A 23,871-nucleotide genomic window follows, 5' to 3' on the forward strand; every position below is an offset into this window, starting at 1 on the left:
AAGGCTTGATCCTATAACCAGTGTGTTTGTACCACTGGCGAGTATCGACTGTGCCACACAGTCACTCCCCACTACTTCTTCCCAGATTGGTTGTAGCGCCCCAAAGCGATACAACAACAAGTCATGCCTGATGACCATAGCGAGTCGGTCCCACCCCTTCCCATCCCGAACAGGACCGTGAAACGACTCCACGCCGATGATAGTGCGGAGCTCCCGTGTGAAAGTAGGTAATCGTCAGGCTCCTCATGCAACAAACAAAAACCCCATCCACACACGGATGGGGTTTTTGCGTTTACCCGCTATAACTTGGCTCGGGTATCGAAGCCGACAATTCTGTCGGTAGAATGGCATCGCACGGTTGCACCCATCATGCCGACCCTTTCGGAGCGCATATGAGAACGAGCCTGTTGATCGCCGCTGTCGGTATCAGTGTTTCGCTGCTGGTCGGGGCGTGTGGGAAAAAGAACGATGCGAGCGAGTCCAGTCTGGGCGAAGCCATTTCCGCCGACATGAAAACCAACCGCGGTTTGCTGTGTCTGAATCGCAGCGGACGCGGTCCTTATGTATTCCCGTCCGCGTATACGGACCGCGATCTCAACGAATACTCCGCCGCCGCGCTGCGCGAGCAACTCGCCGCGCTAGAGAAAGCCGGTCTGATCGCGCGCGCAGCACCAACGACCGCGAATGCGAACGCCAAGCAGAACGGCATCGCGTATAGCTTGACGGGGAACGGCCAGAAGTACGCGGTCGAAACCGCGCGCCAGCCGGGCGACCCCAACGCCACTGCCGACAGCCGCGTCTGGATGCTCTGCTATGCGCGCGTCAAACTCGACAAAGTCGCTGCGTGGACCGAACCCGATCCCACCGCGCATCGCTCGGACGTGACGTACACGTACAAGCTCGAAGACGTCGCCTCGTGGATGGACGATCGCGATATCAAGCGCGCCTTCCCCGAAGTCACCGCCGCGGATCGCGAATCCGGCGAAACCAAACTGCATGTCACGCTCGAACAGCGCCCCGACGGCTGGGCACGCGTGGACTGACGCATGTCCGCGAACGGCAGCGATATCGTGACGAGTCCGCCGCGCATGTCGGATGTGGCGCGACTCGCGGGTGTATCGAAGATGACGGTGTCGCGCGTGCTCGCGGGGCACAGCGTCGCCATTACCACGCGTGAGCGCGTGCAGCAGGCTATCGACCAACTCGGCTATGTGGCGGATGCCGCGGCGGGCGCATTGTCGTCGGGACGCTCGGAGTTCGTCGCGGTGCTGGTGCCGTCGCTGGCAAGCTCCAATTTTTCCGATACCGTGCGCGGCTTGTCGGCATCGCTTGAACCGCACGGTCTGCAGTTGCTGATCGGCGATACCGACTATCACCTCGACCGCGAGGAGCGCCTGGTTCGTTCGATGCTGCGTCATCAGCCGCGCTGCATTGCGCTGACGGGATCGCGCCATACGGAAGCAACGCGCACTTTGCTGCGTCGCTCCGGCGTGCCGGTCGTCGAAATGTGGGACGCGCCCGCCGATCCGATCGATGCCGCCGTCGGCTTTTCCAACGTGAATGCCGCGCGCGAGATGGTGCGCTATCTCGCGGACAAGGGCTATGAGCGCATCGGATTTATTGGCGGTGCGAGCGAGTTGGATCGGCGCGGTCTCGATCGTCTCAAGGGCTTTCGCGCGCAGATGAAGGCGCTTGATCTCGACGATACGCGCATCATTCGCTTAGGCGAATCGCCGATTACGATGAGTCACGGCGGCCCCGCCATCGCCGCCTTGCTCGATACATGGCCCGACACGCAAGCCGCGATGTGCGTAAGCGACATGTCCGCGTTCGGCGCAATCATGGAATGCCACCGGCGCGGCCTGACGGTGCCGGACGACATAGCGATTGCAGGCTTCGGCAATTTCGAAGTCTCTGCATGCTGCACGCCCACGATCACCACCGTTTCCGTCGATGCCTACGGTATCGGCCTGCGCACCGGCGAAACCTTGCTGGCAGCATTGGAAGCGCGCGAGCAGGGTATCGAACCGAAGTTGAACAAGCGCAAGCGCGTGGCATATGAAGTGCTCGCGCGTGAAAGCGCCTGAGCATGCTACTATTTTCGAAGGCGAATGTTACCGGTAACGAAACCTTAAAATAAGCATCGGCGATAAAAACCACAGGCCGAATGGAGAGAGATAACCATGTCCCAACACACACCGCGCCGCTTGCGCAGTCAGGAGTGGTTCGACGATCCCTCGCACGCCGACATGACCGCGCTCTATGTCGAGCGCTTTATGAATTACGGCCTCACGCGCGAGGAATTGCAATCGGGCCGGCCGATCATCGGCATTGCGCAGACGGGCAGCGATCTCGCGCCGTGCAATCGTCATCACATTGAACTGGCGCAGCGCACCAAAGCCGGCATTCGCGATGCAGGCGGTATTCCGATGGAATTTCCCGTGCATCCGCTCGCGGAACAGAGCCGCCGTCCGACCGCCGCGCTCGATAGAAACCTCGCTTATCTCGGCCTCGTTGAAATTCTGCATGGCTTCCCACTCGATGGCGTGGTGCTTACCACCGGCTGCGACAAGACAACACCCGCCTGTCTGATGGCCGCAGCCACGGTGGATATGCCCGCGATCGTGCTATCCGGCGGTCCGATGCTCGATGGCTGGCACGAAGGCAAGCGCGTCGGCTCCGGCACGGTCATCTGGCACGCGCGCAATCTGCTCGCGGCGGGCAAGATCGATTACGAAGGCTTCATGGAGTTGACGACGGCATCATCGCCATCGATCGGGCATTGCAATACGATGGGCACCGCCTTGTCGATGAACAGCCTCGCCGAAGCGCTCGGCATGTCGCTGCCGACCTGCGCGAGCATTCCCGCTGCGTATCGCGAGCGCGGGCAGATGGCGTATGCAACGGGCAAGCGCATCGTCGATATGGTGCGCGACGATCTGAAGCCGTCGAAGATTATGACGCGCGAGGCCTTTGAAAATGCGATCGTGGTCGCGTCGGCGCTGGGTGCATCGACCAATTGTCCGCCGCATTTGATTGCGATTGCGCGGCATATTGGCATCGAATTGAGTCTGGACGATTGGCAGCGCTTCGGCGAAAAAGTGCCGCTGATCGTGAACTGCATGCCAGCGGGCGATTATCTCGGCGAGAGTTTTCATCGCGCGGGTGGCGTACCTGCCGTGATGAAACAATTGAGCGATGCAGGTCTTATCAAACGCGATTGTCTGACTGTATCCGGCCGCACCATCGGTGACATTGCAGACGACGCAGCCGATGCCGACAACGATGTCATCCGGACGACTAACGATCCAATGAAACACGGCGCGGGCTTTATGGTGCTATCGGGCAATTTCTTCGACAGCGCGATCATGAAGATGTCGGTGGTCGGCGAGGCTTTTACGAAGACATATTTGAGCGAGTCGGGCAAGGAAAACACCTTCGAAGCGCGTGCGATCGTCTTCGACGGTCCCGAGGATTATCACGCGCGCATCAACGATCCCTCGCTGGAAGTCGATGAGCACTGCATTCTGGTGATTCGCGGTTGCGGCACGGTCGGTTACCCCGGCAGCGCGGAAGTGGTGAACATGGCGCCGCCCGCCGACCTCATCAAACGCGGCATCGACTCGTTGCCGTGCATGGGCGATGGCCGGCAAAGCGGCACCTCTGCGAGTCCGTCGATTCTCAACATGTCGCCTGAAGCGGCGGTCGGCGGTGGACTCGCGTTATTGCGCACGAACGACAAGATTCGCGTCGATCTCAACGCGCGTTCCGTGAACGTGCTGCTCGATGAAACCGAACTCGAAAGCCGTCGCGCGGAGTCTGCATTTGCCGCGCCGGTCGCGCAAACGCCGTGGCAGGAGTTGTATCGGCAGACGGTGGGACAGTTGTCGACGGGCGGCTGTCTGGAGCCGGCGACGCTCTATCTGAAGGTCATCGAAACGCGCGGCAATCCGCGTCATTCGCATTGAGGGAGCACTCTTGAGCTACGCAATTTATCCGAGTTTGCAGGACAAACGCGTGATCGTGACGGGCGGTGGCAGCGGGATCGGCGCGGCGATCGTGGACGCCTTCGTTAAGCAGGGCGCGCGCGTGTTTTTTATCGACGTGAACGAGGACGATTCACGGCAACTCGAACGGACGCTTGCGAATGAGCGTCATGCGCCGGTGTTTCATCGCTGCGATCTGCGCGATGTAGCTGCCATCGAACGCACGTTCGATGCAATCGCGAGCGCAGCAGGCGGTATCGACGTGCTGGTGAACAACGCCGCGAACGATGACCGACATCAATGGGATAGCGCGACCGCGGCGTACTGGGACGATCGCATGGCCGTGAATCTGCGGCATCAGTTCTTCTGCGCGCAAGCGGCGGCCAAACGCATGCGCACGCAGGGCAAGGGCGCGATCGTCAATATGGGATCGATTTCATGGCATCTCGCCATCGCGGATCTCACCATCTACATGACGGCGAAAGCGGGAATCGAAGGGCTCACGCATGGCCTCGCGCGCGAACTCGGCGAACACGGCATCCGCGTGAACACGGTGATTCCCGGCGCGGTGCGCACGCCGCGTCAGATGAAGATGTGGCAATCGCCTGAAAGCGAGGCTGTGCTGGTGGCGCAGCAGTGCATTCACGAGCGCATCGAACCGGAGCATATCGCGCGCATGGTGCTGTTTCTTGCATCCGATGACGCCTCGCGCTGCACCGCACGCGAATATTTCGTCGATGCGGGCTGGTTCGGCACGTGACGCCTGAATTAGCGCGGCGTTACGTTACGCGCATCACGACGCCGCGTGACGCGCGGCGTCGGCTTGACGGTCGGCACGCTGCCGGTTTCGATGTAATGCTGCACGGCCTCGGCCGCTTCGTGATAGTCGCGCTCGTCGAGCCAGTGCCACACGGCCGCGAGAAACAGGCCGAGTCCCGCATGCCCGCAATGGGCGATCATGTCCGCGACGCCTTCTGCAAGCGCCTCGTCGCGTCCCTCTTGTCTGAGCGCGCTCGCCACATGCGACGCGCTGCGCGAAACGAGCATCGCGTGCATGGTGTGAAGCTGCGGATTGAACGCACGCGCCGCGTGACTTCTGAGTCTGCTGGCCATCTGAAACCCCCGGTGATGATGCCGGCGTGCTGCGCGCTCGTCGTCGTTCGACTTCCTTCTTGCTTCGGGCGCGCGCCGCCATTGGATTTTCGTCATTGCACTTTCAGCGCAACGGGCGGTAGTTACGCAAGAAGCGGGCCGACTCCTTGCTAAGCGCCGAAATTTGCTGCACCGCCTTATATGACGGCGAGAAGCGCGCACGGCATGCAAGGATGCTTAGCGCGCGCTTACGGAAAAAGACGGTGTTTTCTACATTCCGTACAATCGAATGCACTTTCTCGCTAAGCAAAACATTCAGGGTCATGCGCCGTTTTCGTCCGATATCTGCGCTTATCGCACTTGCCATGTTGGCGGGCTGTTCAAGCGGCACCGTGGCACATAGCGAAGAGTCGCCGATGCCTTCCGAGCCGCAGCCCTTGCATCATGCAAAGCGCACGTCGTCGGGAGAATTCGAGAACGACTACGGCAATCTGCCGCGTGAATCCGTGTGGAAATGGCGATGGGAGCGCTGGACGCAAGGTCTGCCGAAGCCGCCCGCGAATGGCTATGACTTTCCGATGGCGCATCCGGATGTTGCGTGGCTGAAGGCGAATCGCCGTGTGGATACGCTGACGTGGATCGGTCATGCGAGCGCGCTGTTGCAGATCAACGGCGTCAATATTCTGTGCGATCCGATTTTCTCCGAGCGCGCATCGCCGCTGTCGTTCGCGGGCCCGAAACGCAAGACGCCGCCTGGTCTTACGCTCGATCAATTGCCGCATATCGATGTCGTGCTGATTTCGCACAATCACTACGATCACCTCGATAAACCCACGATCGAAGCGCTCAACACACAAGCGGGCGGCCCGCCGCGCTTTCTCGTGCCGCTCGGCGTGAAAGCATGGATGAACGAAACCGGCGTGACCAACGTAGAAGAACTCGACTGGAGCGATGAAACCCACGCCTCCGGTCTCGACATCTGGTTCGTGCCGAGTCAGCACTGGTCGGCGCGCACGCCGTTCGATCGCGCCGAAACATTGTGGGGCGGCTGGGTGGTGAAAACGCCTGCGGGCGCGGCGCATCCGTATTCGTTCTACTTCGCGGGCGACACCGGTTATTCGCCCGATTTCCGCGATATCGGCGCGCGCTTCGGCGGTTTCGATCTCGCGCTTATCCCAATTGGCGCGTATGCGCCACGCTGGTTCATGCACGCGCAGCACGTCGATCCCTAAGAAGCCGTGCGCATTTTTCAAGACGTGCACGCCAAAAAAGCGATCGGCATTCACTGGGGCACGTTCGAACTTGCCGATGAACCGCTGGACGAGCCGCCGCGTCTGTTGGCCGATGCCGTACGCCAAGCCGGCCTTCCCGCCGATGCCTTCATCGTGCTCAAACACGGCGAGATGATTCGTCTCGACGGAAAATAATCCGGATGCCGAAGCAATGCAGAAGAAAAAACGCGCAAGCCACAGGACTTGCGCGCTTTGCTGCCAACTTCGTGGCTAAGCCACCGTCATCGCCTGAACACGCCGAGCAGCAGTGTCGCCAGGAAAATGACGATGAAAATAAAGAACAGAATCTTGGCGATTTCCGCCGCGCCCGTTGCGATCCCGCCGAAGCCGAAGAAGGCCGCGACGAGCGCAATGATGAAGAATATGACAGCGTAACGAAGCATGAAGCCTCCCGCGAGAGTCGGTTGATTGGGTGATTCGCATGCGCGACAGAGACCGTCGCCGTCATCGCTCATCGATTAGCGCCGCGCCAAAGAAGTGCGGCTTCGTGCGAAAGAGCAACCGCTGTGCCCACAACGCAAAAACGCCGCAAAAATGCTTTGCGGCGTCGTGTGCTGCGGGTCAGTCTGCCGTGTCTACTCTAACGGCTTAGCGCGCGATCGGAGTCGGAATCGTCATCGACGTCGTCTTCGTCGTCGACACTGTTTAGCGCATCCGGCAGGTTGTTCTCCCATTCATCGCGCTCGATCTGATCGGCAAGGTCGAGTGATTTGCGCGTGGCGGGACCGGATGGGCGATTGGCTCCAGACATGGCGTACTCCTTGAACGGATTTCAAAGCCGCGCCGAAAATCGACGCGAACCAACGAGCAAGCAAGGCACGTACACGCCGGATCATGAGTCGGCCTTAAAGAATCGCTTAAGGATGAAATATGCCGGCGTGCAGGGTCAGTATGCGCCCGTCCTGCGCGCGCGGCAAAGAAGCAAAAATTGGAGCCAAGCCATCACGCGAAGAAATGCGCGACGATCGGATACAGCGAAAGCACCAGCAGCACGGCCATCGTGATGTTGAACACGCGCAGCCAGCGCGGATCGGCGAGGAAGCGGCGCAGCGACATGCCGAATGCGGCCCACACGGCAATGCACGGCAATCCGATCACGATAAAGACCATCGCCATCAGCGCCGCGTTGAGCGAAAGACTTGCGTGCAAATGAATCGTGGTCGCGGCGGTGAGCACCATCATCCACGCCTTGGGATTGATCCATTGGAACGCGATGGCTTCGTGAAAGCGCATGGGACGGCGCTCGCCCTGGCGCATCTGAACGGACGACGACGTGCCGATTTTCCACGCGAGATAAAGCAAATACACGACGCTTGCCGTTTCCAGCACCGTATAAAGCCACGGCAGCCGCTCGAAAGCCTGCGCCAGACCCAAACCCACCGCCAGCGACAACAAGGCCACACCGACGCTGATGCCCAGCATATGCGGCACGGTGCGCTTGAGGCCGAAATTCACGCCCGAGGCGAGCAGCATGGTGTTGTTCGGGCCGGGCGTGATGGACGTCACCATCGCGAAGAGCGCGGCGGCGGGGAGGGCTTGGACGAGGATATCGGGCATGGCGAGTTTCCGGGAATTGCAGATTCGATTGCATCGAGTGTACGGCGATGCGGCGGTACAGTACCGATACAATCGACTTGCATGATTCCGGTACGGTCGCATCGACCTTATTCAGACCATGCCGGGAACGGATTGCGTTCCTGGAACCCTTGCTGATGCCAGTACGGATACGCGGGCCGCAGCAAACTGGCATCGTCGAGTGTTTTGATTTGTTCGGGCGTGAGCGTCCAGCCGACTGCGCCGAGGTTCTGCCGCAGTTGTTCTTCATTCCGCGCGCCGATCAGCACGGTCGCCACCGTCGGACGTTGCAGCAGCCAGTTCAGCGCGATCTGCGGCACGGTCTTGCCAGTCTCGGCGGCGACGGCATCGAGCGCATCGACGACGCGATAGAGATAGTCGTCCGGCACGGGCGGCCCCAAATCCGCCGTCTTGTGCAAGCGGCTCGATTCGGGCAACGGCTGTCCGCGCCGGATCTTGCCCGTCAGCCGCCCCCATCCCAGCGGACTCCACACAATCGCGCCGATCCCCGCGTCCAGCCCGAGCGGCATCAATTCCCACTCGTAATCGCGGCCGATCAGCGAGTAGTACGTCTGATTCGCGACATAGCGCGGATAGCCATAACGCTCCGCGACATCGAGCGATTTCTGCAAGTGCCAGCCCGAAAAGTTCGACACGCCCGTGTAACGAATCTTGCCCGCGCGCACTAAATCGTCGAGCGTGGAAAGCGTCTCTTCCACCGGCGTTTTCGCATCGAAACTATGGAGCTGGAAGATATCGATATAGTCGGTCTGCAAGCGTTTGAGCGCTGCATTCACGGCTTCGATGAGATGAAAGCGCGACGAGCCGACGCTGTTGGGCGCGTCATCATCGAAGCGAAACGTGGCCTTGGTCGAGATGATGGCCTGATCGCGCTTGCCCTTGAGCGCTTCCCCGAGAATCGATTCCGATGAACCTTTGGAATAGATATCGGCGGTATCGAACATCGAGACGCCCGCTTCCAGACAGATGTCGATCAGCCTGCGTGCTTCGCTTACATCGGTTTCGCCCCAGGCCTGAAAGAATTCGCCCTTGCCACCGAACGTGCCGGTGCCGAAGCTCAATACAGGCACTTTGAAGCCGGATTTGCCCAGATGTCGGAATTCCATTGCGTGTCCTTTTGCGCGGTTGAGGATCATCGATGAGACTAACGCAATGCACTTTCATTCGCAGCGCAAGTGTCAACGAGTCAGCGCGATCGCGATGCGCGTTTGCCGAGCGAATCGTAGATCGGCGCGCAACGCAGCAGCATGGGCACGGTCATGGCGGTGAAGCAGGCGGTGAGCATCGGAAGAAGCAGGGAGAAGCTTGCGGTCATTTCCGTGACGAGCACGATGCCCGTCACCGGCGCGCGCACCACAGCGGTAAAGAACGCCGCCATGCCGACGACTGCAAAGGTGCCGACACCGCCCGTTGCGGGCATCATGCCGGGGAACCAGTGAAGGCAGAAGCTGCCGAACACGAAACCGATCTGCGCACCGAGCGTGAGCATCGGCGCGAAGAGGCCGCCCGGCGTGCCGGCTGCGTAGGAAACCGGACCGAGCACGAAGCGCAGCACGAAGATCGCGCTCACGCTGGCAATGCTGCCCGCGCCGAGCAGCGCCTGTTCGCTAAGCGCATCGCCGCCGCCTGCGAGCGTCGGTGCGAACCACGCGAGCAAGCCGACCAATGCGCCGATTGCCGCCGCGCGTGTCACCGCATATCCGATCGATACGCGGCGCGGCAATGTATCGGCGATATCGAGTGTCCAGAGAATCGCGCGGCAATACGCGGCGCCGAATACGCCAAGAATCGCGCCGAGCACGAGATGCGCGGCCGTGAGTTCGAGTCCCGGAAACGGCTGCGCGGGCAGATGAAAATCCGGCAGATCGCCATGCAGCAAACGCGCCATTGCAATCGCCGCTGCGGATGCGCCGAGCGCGGCGACGGCGGTGCGCGTATCGAAACGGCGCATTAGTTCTTCGAGCACGAAGACCGCGCCTGCAATCGGCGCATTGAATGCGGTCGCGAGGCCCGCGCCCGCGCCGGCCGCAAGCAACACACGCCAGTCGCGCGCCTCGCGCTTGAAGATGACGCCGACGCCATGTGCAATCGATGCGCCCATCTGCACGGTCGGTCCTTCGCGTCCCAACGCAAGCCCCGCACCGATCGCGAGCACGCCGCCGATGAACTTGATCGGAATGAGCGTGAGCGGAGCGGGCGGCACGTCGCCGCGCAACACTGCTTCGACGTGCGGAATGCCGCTGCCGCTCGCGACGGGCGCGAATCGTGCGACGAGCCACGCTGCGAATGCCGTCACCGCCGCTGCGCCGAACACGACGAAAACAAACGCATACGCATACGAATACGCATGCCCCGCGTGTCCCCACGCGACGAGCGCGTTGCGCCATTCGTCGGCACGTTCGAGCGAGAAGCGGAACAGCGTGCCGATCGCGCCCGTGATCGCGCCGACCACCACCGATGCCGCCGCCAGCGCGAGCAGTCCCGCGCGCTCATCGTCTGCTTTATTGTTCATTGCTGAGCATTCCGTGAACAGTACGTAGCATCGTAATGGATTCGGGCATGGTGCTTGCAAACACGCATTCCAATGCGATTGCCACTCTGCCATGCACAATAACCCTCTAAACCAAGCGTTTTTCGAACCGGGACGCAACTGCGCGAGCGTGCGTCACGCGGACCGCTTCAGTCTGCTGATCGACGGCGCCGATTATTTCCGCGTGTTGCGCGAGGCGATCACGCGTGCGGAACGCACGGTGTTCATTCTTGGTTGGGATATCGACAGCCGCATGAAGCTCACGCCCGAAGGCTCGGACGATGGTCTGCCCGACGCACTCGGCGACTTTCTGCACGCGATCGCCGCGGCCAAACCGCGCCTGCGCATCTACATTCTCGCGTGGGATTTCGCCATGCTTTATGCATTCGAACGCGAATGGCTGCCGGTGTACAAAATGGGCTGGCGCACGCATCGGCGTATCGCATTTCAGATGGACGGCAAGCATCCGATGGGCGGCTCGCAGCATCAGAAGCTCGTCGTAATCGATGACAGACTCGCCTTTGTCGGCGGTCTCGACCTCACGCGTTCGCGCTGGGACACCACGACACACGCGCCCGACGATCCACTAAGACGCGACGCCAACGGCACGCCTTACCAGCCGTTTCACGATGTCCATTCCATGTTCGATGGCGACGCCGCGCGCGAAATCGGCCTGCTCGCGCGCGATCGATGGTCGCGCGCATGCGGCAGACGGCTCGCGATCCGCGCGCATCGCGTGGCGTTGACGCAGGACACGTGGCCGCCGTCGCGCGGCGTCGATCTGGACAACGTGGAGATCGCCATCTCCATCACCGAGCCGGCTTACGAGAATCGCGAGGGGGTGCAGCAGATTCGCACGCAGTATCTCGATGCAATCGCGCGCGCGCGGCGCAGCATCTATATCGAGAATCAGTATTTCACTTCGGGTTCGATCGGCGCGGCGCTGAGTGAATCGCTGGCGCGCAAGGACGGTCCGGATCTGGCTATCGTGGTGCCGCGTAATCAGAGCGGCTGGCTTCAGGAAGTGACGATGGGCGTGTTGCGCGCGCGGCTGCATACACTGCTTAAAGATTCCGATCGTCATGGCCGATATCGTCTGTTGAGTCCCGAAGTGCCTGGTCTCGGCGAAGCCATCGTCAACGTGCACAGCAAGCTGATGATCGTCGATGATGAATTGCTGATCGTCGGTTCCGCGAATCTGAACAATCGCTCGATGGTGCTCGACAGCGAATGCAATATCTCGATCGACGCCGGTGCCGACGCGCGCATTCGCCGCGCGATCGCCAGGATGCGCGATACCTTGCTTGCGGAGCATCTCGGTTGCGAGATTGCCGACATCGTTCGCGAACGCGATGCGCGCGGCAGCATGAACGCGGCGATTCAGGCCTTGCAGCAAGATCGCGCGCAGCATCGCACGCTGGTCGATCTCGATCCGCAGGTATCGAAGGAACTGGATCAGCTGATTCCGTCCGATGCGCTGATCGACCCGGAAACGCCCATTGCCGCCGATGAACTCGTCGATCAGTTCGTGCCTGCGGAAAAAGCGCGCCCGCTGATCGGACGATACGCGCTGCTGGGCGTGCTTGCGTTGCTGGGTGTCGGCCTCGCGGTTTTGTGGCACTGGACGCCGCTCGGCGATTATATGAACGTGAAGTCGCTGACGACGTTCGCGCGGCAGATCGAAGCGCTGCCGCTCGCGCCAGTGTGGATCGTGCTCGCCTATGTCGCCGCAGCCGTGATGTCGATGCCGGTGACCTTGCTGATCGCGACCATGGGCATCGTGTTCGGTGCGTGGGGCGGTGTGTATGCGTTTATCGGCACGACGGTCGCGGCGGCGATCACCTTCATGATCGGCAATTGGCTCGGGCGCGATGCCGTGCGCAAACTTGCGGGCGCGCGCGTCAACCGCTTGTCGGAGCGCGTGGCGAAGCGTGGCATTGTCGCGGTGGTGGTGTTGCGTTTGCTGCCCGTCGCACCGTTCGCCATTGTCAATCTCGTGGCGGGTGCATCGCATATTCGCATGCGCGACTTTATGATCGGCACGATGCTCGGCATGGGACCGGGCATCTTTCTGACTGTGGCGTTTGCGCATCAACTGGTGTCGTCGTTGCGCCGTCCGACGGCGGGGTCGTTCGCGGTGCTGATCGGCATTGGCGCGGTGTTGATCGGCTTGTCGCTGCTGTTGCAGCGCTTTCTCGGCAACAGAAACGAAGCGCAGGCGCACGAACACGAAGGCGCCCCGAGCGATGCCGACAAACCCCGCGCCAGCGACGAAGCCGAACGCGCGCAACGTCTGCATGAACGCGGTATGCCAAAAGAAGCGGATGCACGCCGACCCGACGAGGTCCGCTCATGAGTTCGATGCACGATGCACGCATTGAAGGCGAACTGCGCATCGCGACTTACAACCTGCATGGTGCAGTGGGAATCGACGGCAAGTTCGCGCCGGAGCGCATTGGCGAAGTGCTCGCCGAAATCGATGCGGATATCTTCGCGCTTCAGGAAGTGCCGCTTGGCGGCGCTGCATCGCCCGACGTGCTCGACGTGTTGCAACGCATGACGAATCTCAACGCGGTGGCCGGTCCGACGCTCGATACCCCCGCGCGCCGCTATGGCAACGCGGTCCTGACGCGTTTTCCGGTGCGCGCGGTACGCACGCTCGATCTGTCTTTCAAGAGCCGCGAACCGCGCGGCGCACTCGATGCCGATATCGATTGCAATGGCGAAACCTGGCGCGTGGTGGCCACGCATCTCGGTCTTGCATCGAGCGAACGGCGTATGCAGGTCCAGCAAGTGTTGCAGACTTTCGACACCCCCGCGCTTCCCGTCATTCTGCTCGGCGATCTGAACGAGTGGTTCGTTCATGGCCGCACGCTCAAACGGCTGGTCACGCATTTTCATCGCGCAACGGCATTGCGCACCTTTCCGACGCGCTATCCGCTGTTCGCGCTGGATCGTATCTGGGTGCATCCGGGCGAGCGCTTGATGCGTGTCGAGGTACATCGCACGCCGCTTTCACGCCTTGCTTCCGATCACTATCCGCTTATAGCGCGCATCAGCGGCACGCATGCGGCATGACATCCATCAAGCATCGAAAACAGCTTTCGATACTTGTATAAAGGCTTATTTCGATCGATACGTCTCCCGAACAAGCTCACCTCAAAGCCTGCTTGTTAACATCGCGCGACGAAAAACCCCTATAAAAGCGATATAAAAACGCAAAAAGACTCGCACGAATGCGCTTTGCATATGTAGAATCCGGCGTGATACGAACGCTTCTGTGCGAACGTATTCAACATCAGCTATCACTGACCAACACAGGTAGGAGAAACATGCCGACTTCCGCTAAAACCGCTGCCAAGAAAGCACCGGCCAAGAAGGCCGCAGCAAAAGCCCCGGTTGCCAAGAAAGCAGCAACGAAGGTTGCCGCGAAGAAAGTAGCCACCAAGAGTGTCGTCGCTGCAAAGAAGACCGCTGTTGCTGGTGCTTCGTCGCCCGTCAAGGACACGTTCACCAAGGCGTCGCTCGCAGCACACCTTGCTGAACGTGCCGCTGTCGATGTGAAGGCCGTCAAGGCCGTCATGGTCGCGCTCGAAGACACCATCCTCGGTTCGGTTCACAAGAAGGGCGCAGGCGAATTCACGCTGTCGGGCCTTCTGAAGATCTCGGCGACCGCCGTGCCGGCCAAGAAAAAGCGCTTCGGCAAGGACCCGTTCACGGGTCAGGAGCGTTGGTTCCCGGCCAAGCCGGCAAGCGTGCGCATCAAGGCACGTGCGCTGAAGAAGCTGAAGGACGCAGCAGCTTAAGCGTCATTTCGTAGTGTCGATCTCTTAACGGGGATCGTTGCTCGAATAAGAAAGAGGTCAGTTTCCCTTGCTAAGTTCGCTTAGTTTAGTAAGGGACGCTGGCCTCTTTTGCTTTCCAATACTTAATTTCAGGCGCTAAGCGTTCGCGTCTTTAAAGATCACGCTCAACCAATCCGCGAAAACCCGTACGCGCGCCGAAAGCTGACGGTTGTGCGGATACAGCACGGAAATGGGCATAGGCGGCGGAGGAAAGTCGGTGAGCAAGCATTGCAGCTGTCCCGCTTCCAGCGCGTCCTGAATGCGATAACGCGGCACCTGGACAATGCCGAGTCCCGCCAGCGCCGCCTGCGTATAAATCTCGACACCGCTGACGGAAATCGAACCGGTCAGTTCGATCGACTGCACGCCATCGTTCGAGGCGAATTCGAGCGGCATCACACGTCCCGTCGCGCTCGATACATAGTTCACCGCGCGATGCGAAGCAAGCGCATCCAGATCTTCCGGCATGCCCATACGGGCGAGATACGCGGGACTTGCCACCGTCACTTGTTCGAGCAGCGCGACACGCCGACCGATCATCGACGAATCTTGCAACGTACCGGCGCGCAGCACGCAATCCACGCCTTCACGCACGAGATCGACGAGCCGGTCGTCCTCGCCGACATGCAGTTCGATCTGCGGATAGCGTTCGAGAAACGCGGGCAATTGCGGCACGATGAAATGCCGCGCCAACGTGCCTTGCAAATTCACGCGCAGCAAACCCTTTGGTTCTGCATGCCTGAACGAACCTTCGGCTTCTTCGAGATCGGCGATCAGGCGCACGCAACGCTGATAGTGCTCCTCGCCATCGGGCGTGAGACGCACGGTGCGCGTCGTGCGTTCGAGAAGCCGCGCACCGAGCCGTTCCTCCATGCGCTTCATCAGATTGGTGACGGTGGCGCGCGGCATCTGCAAATCGTCGGCGGCCTGCGTGAAGCTGTGGCGCTCTGCAATGCGCACGAAGACCTGCATTTCCTGAAAGCGATCCATGATCGTGGCGTGTCGGAATGTCGTTGTGATTGTTGAAGCAGTTGGAACGATGATACTAAGCCGCGCCCGATGATCGCAGAAACGGAATGATTCATGATGACGCTCATCGAATCAAACATTGAAGGAGCGGCATCATGAGTCAGACAGATAACAAGCGTGTGGCGATCGTGACGGGCGCATCGCGCGGTATTGGCGTGGCGATTGCGCGGCGGCTCGCGCAGGAAGGCTTCGCGGTCGCGATCAACTATGCAGCGAGCGCGAAGGAAGCTGAGGCGCTGGCCGCCGAATTGCCATCTGCAATCGCAGTGAAAGCAGACGTCTCTAATGCGGACGATGTAAAGCGCATGTTCGATACCGTCGAAGCACAGCTCGGCCGTGTCGATGCGCTGATCAATAACGCGGGCATCATGAAGACCATGCCGCTTGCGGACACGAGCGACGCGCTCTTCGAACAAACGTTCGGCATCAACGTGCGCGGCACCTTCAACACGCTGCGAGAAGCCGCGAAACGCATGAACGACGGCGGACGCATCGTCAATTTTTCGACGACAGCGCTCGCGATGAATCTGCCCGGCTATGCCATTTATAACGCGACGAAATCAGCGGTTGAATCATTCACGCATGTGTTCGCGAAGGAGTTGCGCGGGCGTCATATCACCGTGAATGCGGTCGCGCCGGGGCCGGTGGCGACGGCGCTGTTTCTCGAAGGCAAGACCGATGAGCAGATCGCCGGCTTCGCGAAGATGCCCCCTTTGGAGCGCCTCGGGCAGCCGGAAGACATCGCAAACGTGGTGGCGTTTATCGTCGGACCGGATGCGGCGTGGGTGAACGGGCAGATTCTGCGCGCAAACGGCGGCATCGCTTAAAAGCTCAATGCGAGTTGATCGCGGCTTGCTTTGCGTTTTAACGGCGCGCGCTTCGGTGATAACGCTTTGACAATGCCCAAAGGCAACGCGGCCTGCGGCATCAGATCAAACGCAGGCCGCGCATCGCACGCGATCCATTCCATCGATGCAAGCCGCTTCGCGATCAGGCTATAGACATCGGCATCGAAAGGCCGGGCTTCGATGGACGATTCGAGCAACGGCGCGATGTCTTCACGCGTCGCGCACGTGCCGATATAACACCATCGATCGATCACATGCCACGCTTCGCGTCCAGTCGATGTATCGCGTTCCGCAATCGCGATCGGGCCTTCGTGCGGCCATCGCACATGGCGTGCGGTTTCGAGTGCCGCGAGCGCGCGCGCCGCATGCTCGGCGATCGGTTCGATATGCGCGCATGCGCCGAGGCATCGCTTGACCTGATAGCCAAAACAGCCGCGCAAAGGCGATGTTTTCTCCATCCCGAGCATCGCATGACAAAGCTGATGCTCGTCCGCGAGATGCCGCAAAAACCCCAGCGCCTTCGCCCGCGATGCGAACACGCCGTAAAGATCGCTTTCGCGCGAGAGATCGAATTTGCTGGCGCGCAGAAGCGTTGGCGCGGGCGCGCCCGGCAGCCATTGCCACGCGCACGCGCCGCTTGCTCGCTTGAGCAGCCGATTGTGCGTCGGCTGCAAATCCTTCACGAGTTTCGCTTCGAGCAACAACGCGCCGAGTTCGCCCACGGTTTCGCGGCACTCGATTCGCCGTATCGATTGCGATATCGACAAATCCTTCGCCAGCCGATGATCGCCCGAAAAATGCGATGCGACACGCTGCTTCAGATTGATGCTCTTGCCGACGTAAAGCGGCGCGGCGTCGTCGCCATGAAAGATGTAGACGCCGGGCGTGGATGGTAAGGACTCGAGCGTGCCTTCGGGCAGCGCGGCGGGCAAACTCGCGCGTTTCACCAGCGTTTTGATGGCGGCATCGACGAGATCTTGCGGATAGAGCGCGTGGATTTTTTGCCAGAACTGCCAGAGCAAATCGGCATCGGCGAGGGCGCGGTGGCGTCCTTCGGGTGCGAGCTCGAAACGCGCGATCAGCGCATCCAGTCCATGCCGTTCAACCGATGGAAACAGCGCACGCGACAGCCGCACCGTGCACAAGGTATCCGCCCGAAACGCGATGCCCGCGCGGCGAAATGCGTTCTTCAGAAAGCCGTAGTCGAAGCGCGCGTTATGCGCGACGAACAGCTTGCCTTGCAGACGTTCCGCCAGCGCAGGCGCAAGCGATTCAAATGTCGGCTGGCCGCGCAACATGTTGTCGTCGATACCGGTCAGGCGTTCGATGAACGGCGGCACCGGCACGCCCGGATCGACCAATACGCTCCATCGCTCGATGCCGGACGTGCTTGCTTCCACCACGCCGATTTCGGTGATGCGGTCGCTGGTGGCGTCGCTGCCGGTGGTTTCCAGATCGACGAAAACGATGGGCCGTGTCAAAGCGGCTAACAGCGTGTCGGCGAGGGTATCGGATTCAAAGTCGTGCATAACGCACAAGTCTAGCGCCAATTAAAGCGCGAAGAATGTCTGCCGTTAAAACGATTACACGCGTGATGCTAATAAGAAGCGCGGCGCAGATTCAATGCGGCGTCGCATATGCGTGCGTACAATACGTTTTTCGCGGCTTTGCCAGTGACCAGGACGATCGACATGACTTATTGCGTGGGTATGTGCGTGGACGAGGGACTCGTATTCCTTTCCGATACGCGCACCAACGCCGGCGTTGACCACGTGAGCGCCGCGCGCAAGATGGCTGTTTTCGAACAGCCGGGCGAGCGCGTGATTGTGCTGCTCGCGGCGGGCAATCTTGCGTTGACGCAGGCCGTCACGCATCTGCTGGCCGAACCCACGGACCCGGGCGCGCCCACGCTCTACAACGTCGCGACAATGGCGGAAGCGGCGCGCGTCGTTGGTGATGCGGTGCGCGAGGTGCATCGGCGCGATGCGCTGTCGCTCGCGGAGTTCAGCGTCGATTTCAATTGCAGCTTTATTCTCGGCGGTCAGATCGAAGGCCAGCCGCCGCGTCTGTTCATGGTTTATGCAGCGGGCAATTTCATCGAATCGACGCGTGTTTCGCCGTATTTTCAGATTGGCGAATCGAAGTACGGCAAGCCGATTATCGATCGCGTGATTACGCCGTCGTCGCCACTGGATGAAGTCGCCAAGTGCGCGCTTATTTCGATGGATTCGACGTTGCGCTCGAATCTTTCGGTCGGTTTGCCGCTCGATCTGCTGGTGTATGAAAAGGACGCGCTGCGCGTCACACGTTTCGCCACGCTCGATAACGACAGCGCGTATTACCAGATGATCCATCGCACATGGGGCGAGCGCTTGCGGCAGATTTTCGGCGAGATTCCGAATCCGTCGTGGACCGAATCGGCCGATGTGCCGCATCGTCCGCGTGAGGCGCGGGCAGCGGTGCCGCGATTGGTAATCGGTGATCTTCCTTCGACATCGGATGCGCCCGCGCAGACGCTTGCCGAAAACATGAATCCGAACGGCAACGCGCCGGAGCTTTAACGCTTCAATGCTTTAGATTCGCCCGGATGGCTGACATCCGTCGCGGGGAATCGGCCAATACGGCGTCGATTCCAAGCTGCGCGGCGGCACGATAATCCGCCTCGTCATTCACCCCGATCGCAACGATATGCACCGCGCCGTGCTCACGAAAGCACGCCACCGACGCGGGCGTCCATAACTTCGCGGTCACAGGCGAGCGCGCTTCGCCCAGCGTGAATGTTTCGGTCAACTCCACTTTTCGCGCATATTCGAACGCGGCCCACGTGCCGGCGGGCGGCGCATCGGTGCAATCGTTTGCGAGCGCAAGTTCTGCGAGACGCGCGCGGGTTTTATCGCGTGATTCGAACAGACGCGCTTGTTTGTACGGCGCGAAGGCGCGTTGATACGCGGCATCGGTCGAATAGATCAGCACGCGTTGCCATGCGTTTTCGTGGTCCAGCACGCGGGCGACGGCGGCGGCTTGCGGCTCGGCGGGCAGCGCTTTCATGTCGAGCATGACGGGCACGGATGGGGGAATCGCGCGCAGGGCTTCTTCCAGCGTCGGGATGCGTAACGGTTGCGTGCGATAAAGAAAGCCTTCGCTGGCGGCGAAGTTGTAGCCCGCGTTCAGCGTTTGCAGTTCAGCTAAGTCAACACTCGCGACCGTGCCTTTCCCATTCGTATTCGCCGATAAATCGTTAGGACGGTAAAGCACCGGCACGCCATCACGCGTGAGTTGGACGGTCAGCCAGATGGCATCGGCGTGATTGGCCAGCGCGTTCCGGATGGCGAGAACCGTGTTCTCGGGATAATCCACCGTTCCCGCGCGATGCGCGATGATCAGCGGCAGCGAAGGCGCGCATCCGCTCAAGAGCAGCAGAATGGCGAGGGTGAAGCTCCGGGCTGCGTGCATCGTTCGAATCTCTCAGGACTTGATTGACCCTAGGATTCTGCGTTCAACGCATACAAACACACCGCGCGTCCGGTTGAAATCGACAAATCATGACGTTCGATGCTCACCGCAAAACGCGCGCACAAGAAAAAACAGCCATCGGCGAACCGATGGCTGTTCAACTGCAACTTCTCTTGTCGTCAGACGCGGCACTCGCGTGCCACGCCATTCGATTTTTATTAGAACTTGTGGCGCAGGCCGATCAGCACGAGTTCCTGGTGGTTGCGGCCACCAGCGAAGCCGTAGTCGGTCACCGAAGCTTGCGCGTCCGACGTCGTCACGCCGTCTGCATTGCGCTGCGTGCCGCTTGCGTGCTGGTAAGCACCAACCGCGTAGACGTCCGTGCGCTTCGACAGCGAGTAGTCCGCGCCCAGCGAAACCTGATGGTACGTGGCCGACGTATCGCCGCTTGCGTGCGTGTACGTGTAGCCCAGGCCCAGCAGCGTAGCCGGCGTCAGCTGGAAGTTCACGAAGCCGTTGCCGACGTTGAACTTCTCTTGTTCCTTGAACAGCGAGTTGCCGTCGTTCTTGTACTGCGCGAAGCTGTACGATGCGCCGACCGTGAACGGGCCGAACACGTATTGACCAGCGCCGCGAGCGATGCCGACTGCGTGCGCCGTCGAGTAGCCCTGGTTGATGACCGTGTTGAACAGCGAGTCCGACGACGGGCTGTTCCAGCCGGTCGCGCGGTTCGCGCTCGGGTTGTTCACGTACAAGTAGCTGGCTGCAACCGAGAACGGACCGTTGCCGTAGGTTGCTGCGCCGCCCCAGGTCTGGCCTTGACCGGTCTGGCCTGCCAGGTTCGAGAAGCCGTAGATACCTTCGAACTGGAAGCCCGAGAACACCGGCGACACGTACTTGACTGCGTTGTTCACGCGCAGGCTGTTGTCGTAGTTATCGACGTCACCCGGGGTTGCGAACGCTGCGCCCCAGTAGTTGTCGCCCGTCAGACCCTGAACCATGTCAACCGACGGATCGTACTGGCGACCCAACGTCACCGTACCCCACTGAGCGCCGCTCAAACCGACGAACGCCTGACGACCGAATTCGCGGCCACCCTGGTTCAGACGACCCGTGCCCGGATCGAAGCCGTTTTCCAATTGGAAGATCGCCTTCAGGCCGCCGCCCAGGTCTTCCTGGCCTTTCAAGCCCCAACGCGGACCGGACAGCGTACCGTTGACCATGCCGAACAGGTGATCGCCGTTTTGATTGGCGTTGCTCACGTAAGCAAGACCGGTATCGATCACGCCATACAACGTCACGCTCGTTTGTGCTTGTGCCGCGCCAGCTGCGCCGAGCAGGGCCAGCGAGAGGGACGTCATTGCGATTCGTTTCATCGAATTCTCCACGCGAATGTTTAAAATCGTTGTTGCCGGCGCAGAGAATAACGCAACGTTTCAGAACTTAAGAACTGAAAAAAATAGACTGTCTCGAAAAACACACAGTCCGACAAAAGCCCCGCCATATAAGGTTTTAAGGGGCTTGCGAGGGGGATTCGAGATGACAGGCGGGGCTTTCAAAAGTTCCGGTCACATGAATGATCGGTAACCTGTACCTCGCTGCCGTGCGGCAGACTACCCCCGAATTTAGTAACAAACGAGATCAAAGCGGAGCGGCGGTTCTACGACTGCGTGTCGTCTCGTTTGCTCAAAAGCGCGACGGCGACGCCCGCGCTCGCGGCCATTAAAACCGCGCGCCACGGATGGCGGCGCACCATCGCGTTGGCGTCGGAGGCTTTGCGGCCCGCGCCGATCACGGCTTTGGCGGTGGTGCGCGTGGCGGCTGCTTCGGCGCGCGCGATCTTGCGCGATATCTCCAAAGCCTTGCTCACCGCCGATACCTTCTTGCGCGCCTCGCCAGTCAATTGTTGCGCATGCTGAGCGCGTGCACCGATAGAACGGCGCGTCGCGGAATCGACCGGGCGCGCGCTGGCAGGCGATCCGGGCGCAACATTCGCCGCCGCGACTTGCAAGGGCGCAGACGCACGGGTCGATGCCGCCAGCATCGAGCCGATCTTGGCGCGGCTTCCGGGCGGCACGCGGCCGTTGTTCTGCATGCCCCACGCGCCGCGCGGATCGTGCAGACGTGCGCGCGCTGCCGAAAACTCCGCGCCGAGCAGCAACACGGCGGCGGAGAAGTACAGCCACATCAGCAGCACCGCCAGCGATCCCGCCGCACCGAACGCGCTCGCCGTGCCCGCGTGCGTCAAATAGACGGCGAACAGCTTCTTCCCCGCCGAAAACAGCAGCGCCGCGACGATGCCGCCAACCAGCGCATCGCGCCATTCCACGGGCGCATCGGGCAGAAACTTGAGCAGCGCGCCGAACGCGACCGTCAAAATGACGATGCCCGCCGCCAGCTGCACCACATCGCCGATGATCACGAATGGCGAATTCCCGAACAGCCACATGCCGGCCGCTTGCAGCGCGGTATCGAGCACGAGGGAGACGATCAGCAGAAACGCCACGCCCAGCACCAGCCCGAAGGAAACGAGCCGCACGCGCACCATCGTCATGATGCTGCTGCGCTGATCGCCGGTGAGCGGCCAGACGAGATTCAGCGCCGTATTCAACGATGAAAACGTCGCCGACGCGCCTACCGCCAGCAGCACGAACGAGATGATCGCCGCGATCCCCGTCCCGCCGCTCCGATGCGCGTTTTCGACGATGCTCTGCACGCCCGACGCCGCCTGATCGCCGAGCAGCCCGTTGACCTGATGGAAAAGCTGACCGCGCGCTGCTTCCGGCCCGAACACCCAGCCAGCGACGGCGATCACCATGACGAGCGTCGGCGCGAGCGAAAACGCCGAGTAGAACGCGATGCTCGCGGCCATCGCGGCGCAGCGGTCCTCTGAAAACTTTTTGAGCGCGCCCATTATCCACGACGCGTCTTTCTTCATCGCGGCTTCGATTTTCTGCGTCGATACGGAACTCATGATCGCCCTCAATGCGTTTTTACGGCTTGGTGAAGCACGTCGCGTTCCATGCCTGAGTGCGCTCCGTATCAGCAAGCGCTAAATTCCGATGATTGCTATCATCGGCGCGATGTGGGGCGCTTTCCGCCCGCATCGGTGCAAGTCCCATCTCGCGTAGTCATACGAGCTTGCGACGACCGCCATATACTTTTCAAATACCCCACACCACAACGCGCCGAGGCAACCATGTTGCAAATGTCACGGCGACAGTTTCTCAAGGTCTCCGCGAGCACGCTCGCCGGATCGAGCCTGGCTGTTCTGGGCTTCTCCCCGGCACCCGCGCTTGCCGAAGTCCGGCAATACAAACTGTCGCGTACCACCGAAACGCGTAACACCTGCCCGTACTGTTCCGTTGGCTGCGGAATTTTGATGTACGGACTGGGCGACAACGCGAAGAACGCCAAAGCCAGCATCATTCATATCGAAGGCGATCCCGATCATCCTGTCAATCGCGGCACGCTGTGCCCGAAGGGTGCATCGCTGATCGACTTCATTCACAGCCCGAACCGGTTGATGCATCCGGAATATCGCGCGCCGGGATCGGACGAGTGGAAACGCATCTCCTGGGATGACGCGCTCGATCGGATCGCTGAATTGATGAAGCAGGACCGCGACGCGAATTTCGTCGAGAAGACGCCGGATGGCAAGACGGTCAATCGCTGGCTGACCACCGGCTTCCTCGCGGCCTCGGCTGGCAGTAATGAAGTCGGTTATTTGACGCACAAGACTGTCCGCAGTCTTGGCATGCTCGCTTTCGATAATCAAGCCCGTGTCTGACATGGCCCGACGGTGGCAGGTCTTGCCCCGACGTTTGGCCGTGGAGCGATGACGAACCATTGGGTCGACATCAAGAACGCGGACGTGATTCTGGTGATGGGCGGCAATGCAGCCGAGGCGCACCCGTGCGGTTTCAAGTGGGTGACCGAGGCGAAAGCGCACCGCAAAACGCGCCTGATCGTGGTCGATCCGCGCTTTACGCGCACGGCATCGGTCGCGGACTTCTATGCGCCGATTCGCACCGGAACGGATATCGCCTTTCTGGGCGGCATCATCAATTACCTGCTGACGAACGACAAGATTCAGCACGAGTACGTGAAGAACTACACGGACATGTCGTTCATCGTGCGCGAGGACTTCAAGTTCGATAACGGCCTGTTTTCAGGCTATGACGAAGCGCATCGCAAGTA

General features: G+C 60.7%; 22 protein-coding genes, 1 rRNA gene and 1 pseudogene. 12 read left to right on the forward strand and 12 right to left on the reverse strand.

Annotated elements, in window-relative coordinates; translation table 11 throughout:
* Positions 1-126 precede the first annotated feature (126 nt).
* The 5 genes from rrf to P7F28_RS27530 all read left to right on the forward strand — a co-directional run bounded on the left by rrf (position 127) and on the right by P7F28_RS27530 (position 4,746).
* Positions 127-240 (forward strand): 5S ribosomal RNA (rrf, locus tag P7F28_RS27510).
* Between the two features lie 152 nt (positions 241-392).
* On the forward strand, positions 393-1,043 hold the full coding sequence (locus tag P7F28_RS27515; protein ID WP_277188011.1) for a hypothetical protein: 651 nt from the start codon (positions 393-395) through the stop codon (positions 1,041-1,043).
* Between the two features lie 3 nt (positions 1,044-1,046).
* The gene (locus P7F28_RS27520) at positions 1,047-2,087 is read left to right on the forward strand and encodes a LacI family DNA-binding transcriptional regulator (protein WP_277188012.1); all 1,041 of its coding nucleotides are present in this window, start codon (positions 1,047-1,049) and stop codon (positions 2,085-2,087) included.
* Between the two features lie 96 nt (positions 2,088-2,183).
* Entirely contained in the window at positions 2,184-3,968 is a 1,785-nt protein-coding gene (locus P7F28_RS27525) for an IlvD/Edd family dehydratase (RefSeq protein ID WP_277188013.1), read from the forward strand.
* A gap of 10 nt (positions 3,969-3,978) precedes the next feature.
* Positions 3,979-4,746: an SDR family NAD(P)-dependent oxidoreductase gene (locus tag P7F28_RS27530; protein ID WP_277188014.1), complete on the forward strand. Its 768-nt coding sequence runs from the start codon at positions 3,979-3,981 to the stop codon at positions 4,744-4,746.
* 8 nt (positions 4,747-4,754) lie between these two features.
* Here P7F28_RS27530 and P7F28_RS27535 read toward each other — a convergent pair whose 3' ends face one another.
* On the reverse strand, positions 4,755-5,195 hold the full coding sequence (locus P7F28_RS27535; protein WP_277188015.1) for a hypothetical protein: 441 nt from the start codon (positions 5,193-5,195) through the stop codon (positions 4,755-4,757).
* Positions 5,196-5,202: 7 nt separating this feature from the next.
* Entirely contained in the window at positions 5,203-5,403 is a 201-nt protein-coding gene (locus P7F28_RS27540) for a hypothetical protein (RefSeq protein WP_277188016.1), read from the reverse strand.
* Here P7F28_RS27540 and P7F28_RS27545 point away from each other — a divergent pair.
* Positions 5,402-6,505 (forward strand): annotated as a pseudogene (locus P7F28_RS27545) (MBL fold metallo-hydrolase). The gene P7F28_RS27540 and the pseudogene P7F28_RS27545 sit on opposite strands and share 2 nt — an antisense overlap.
* An 86-nt stretch (positions 6,506-6,591) precedes the next feature.
* On the opposite strand, the gene P7F28_RS27550 reads toward P7F28_RS27545, so the two are convergent.
* From P7F28_RS27550 to clcA, 5 genes are all read right to left on the reverse strand, one after another.
* On the reverse strand, positions 6,592-6,753 hold the full coding sequence (locus P7F28_RS27550) for a DUF1328 domain-containing protein (protein ID WP_277188017.1): 162 nt from the start codon (positions 6,751-6,753) through the stop codon (positions 6,592-6,594).
* Between the two features lie 197 nt (positions 6,754-6,950).
* Complete coding sequence (locus tag P7F28_RS27555; RefSeq protein ID WP_277188018.1) at positions 6,951-7,121, reverse strand: hypothetical protein; 171 nt, start codon at positions 7,119-7,121, stop codon at positions 6,951-6,953.
* Positions 7,122-7,312: 191 nt separating this feature from the next.
* Positions 7,313-7,927, reverse strand: a complete 615-nt coding sequence (locus P7F28_RS27560) for a LysE family translocator (protein ID WP_277188019.1) — start codon at positions 7,925-7,927, stop codon at positions 7,313-7,315.
* 107 nt (positions 7,928-8,034) lie between these two features.
* The gene (locus P7F28_RS27565) at positions 8,035-9,072 is read right to left on the reverse strand and encodes an aldo/keto reductase (RefSeq protein ID WP_277188020.1); all 1,038 of its coding nucleotides are present in this window, start codon (positions 9,070-9,072) and stop codon (positions 8,035-8,037) included.
* A gap of 80 nt (positions 9,073-9,152) precedes the next feature.
* Complete coding sequence (gene clcA, locus P7F28_RS27570; protein WP_277188021.1) at positions 9,153-10,478, reverse strand: H(+)/Cl(-) exchange transporter ClcA; 1,326 nt, start codon at positions 10,476-10,478, stop codon at positions 9,153-9,155.
* Between the two features lie 91 nt (positions 10,479-10,569).
* On the opposite strand from clcA, the gene P7F28_RS27575 reads away from it, so the two are divergent.
* The 3 genes from P7F28_RS27575 (at position 10,570) to P7F28_RS27585 (ending at position 14,302) form a co-directional block, all read left to right on the forward strand.
* The gene (locus P7F28_RS27575; RefSeq protein WP_277188022.1) at positions 10,570-12,852 is read left to right on the forward strand and encodes a VTT domain-containing protein; all 2,283 of its coding nucleotides are present in this window, start codon (positions 10,570-10,572) and stop codon (positions 12,850-12,852) included.
* Positions 12,849-13,574: an endonuclease/exonuclease/phosphatase family protein gene (locus tag P7F28_RS27580; RefSeq protein WP_277188023.1), complete on the forward strand. Its 726-nt coding sequence runs from the start codon at positions 12,849-12,851 to the stop codon at positions 13,572-13,574. Before P7F28_RS27575 ends, P7F28_RS27580 begins: the two co-directional genes overlap by 4 nt.
* Positions 13,575-13,828: 254 nt before the next feature.
* Entirely contained in the window at positions 13,829-14,302 is a 474-nt protein-coding gene (locus tag P7F28_RS27585) for an HU family DNA-binding protein (RefSeq protein ID WP_277188032.1), read from the forward strand.
* 135 nt (positions 14,303-14,437) lie between these two features.
* On the opposite strand, the gene P7F28_RS27590 is transcribed toward P7F28_RS27585, so the two are convergent.
* Positions 14,438-15,331, reverse strand: a complete 894-nt coding sequence (locus P7F28_RS27590; protein WP_277188024.1) for a LysR family transcriptional regulator — start codon at positions 15,329-15,331, stop codon at positions 14,438-14,440.
* Positions 15,332-15,465: 134 nt separating this feature from the next.
* On the opposite strand from P7F28_RS27590, the gene P7F28_RS27595 reads away from it, so the two are divergent.
* Complete coding sequence (locus tag P7F28_RS27595) at positions 15,466-16,197, forward strand: SDR family oxidoreductase (RefSeq protein ID WP_277188025.1); 732 nt, start codon at positions 15,466-15,468, stop codon at positions 16,195-16,197.
* Here the strand turns inward: P7F28_RS27595 and P7F28_RS27600 are convergent.
* Positions 16,194-17,747, reverse strand: a complete 1,554-nt coding sequence (locus P7F28_RS27600) for an exonuclease domain-containing protein (RefSeq protein ID WP_277188026.1) — start codon at positions 17,745-17,747, stop codon at positions 16,194-16,196. The two genes, P7F28_RS27595 and P7F28_RS27600, sit on opposite strands and share 4 nt — an antisense overlap.
* A 162-nt stretch (positions 17,748-17,909) precedes the next feature.
* Between P7F28_RS27600 and P7F28_RS27605 the strand changes: the two genes are divergently transcribed.
* A complete protein-coding gene (locus P7F28_RS27605; RefSeq protein ID WP_277188027.1) occupies positions 17,910-18,779 on the forward strand; it encodes a proteasome-type protease in 870 nt (289 codons plus the stop codon).
* Positions 18,780-18,783: 4 nt separating this feature from the next.
* Here P7F28_RS27605 and P7F28_RS27610 read toward each other — a convergent pair whose 3' ends face one another.
* From P7F28_RS27610 to P7F28_RS27620, 3 genes are all read right to left on the reverse strand, one after another.
* Positions 18,784-19,671, reverse strand: coding sequence for a glycerophosphodiester phosphodiesterase family protein (locus P7F28_RS27610; protein WP_277188028.1), 888 nt, complete (start codon positions 19,669-19,671; stop codon positions 18,784-18,786).
* Between the two features lie 218 nt (positions 19,672-19,889).
* A complete protein-coding gene (locus tag P7F28_RS27615; RefSeq protein ID WP_277188029.1) occupies positions 19,890-21,047 on the reverse strand; it encodes a porin in 1,158 nt (385 codons plus the stop codon).
* A 284-nt stretch (positions 21,048-21,331) separates the two neighbouring features.
* On the reverse strand, positions 21,332-22,645 hold the full coding sequence (locus tag P7F28_RS27620) for a YihY/virulence factor BrkB family protein (protein ID WP_277188030.1): 1,314 nt from the start codon (positions 22,643-22,645) through the stop codon (positions 21,332-21,334).
* 225 nt (positions 22,646-22,870) lie between these two features.
* Between P7F28_RS27620 and P7F28_RS27625 the strand changes: the two genes are divergently transcribed.
* Positions 22,871-23,871: molybdopterin-dependent oxidoreductase (locus tag P7F28_RS27625; protein ID WP_277188031.1), on the forward strand; the 1,001-nt coding region annotated here is incomplete at its 3' end.

It is taken from the genome of Caballeronia sp. BR00000012568055, from assembly GCF_029439455.1.
In the GTDB taxonomy this organism is placed as follows: Bacteria; Pseudomonadota; Gammaproteobacteria; order Burkholderiales; family Burkholderiaceae; genus Caballeronia.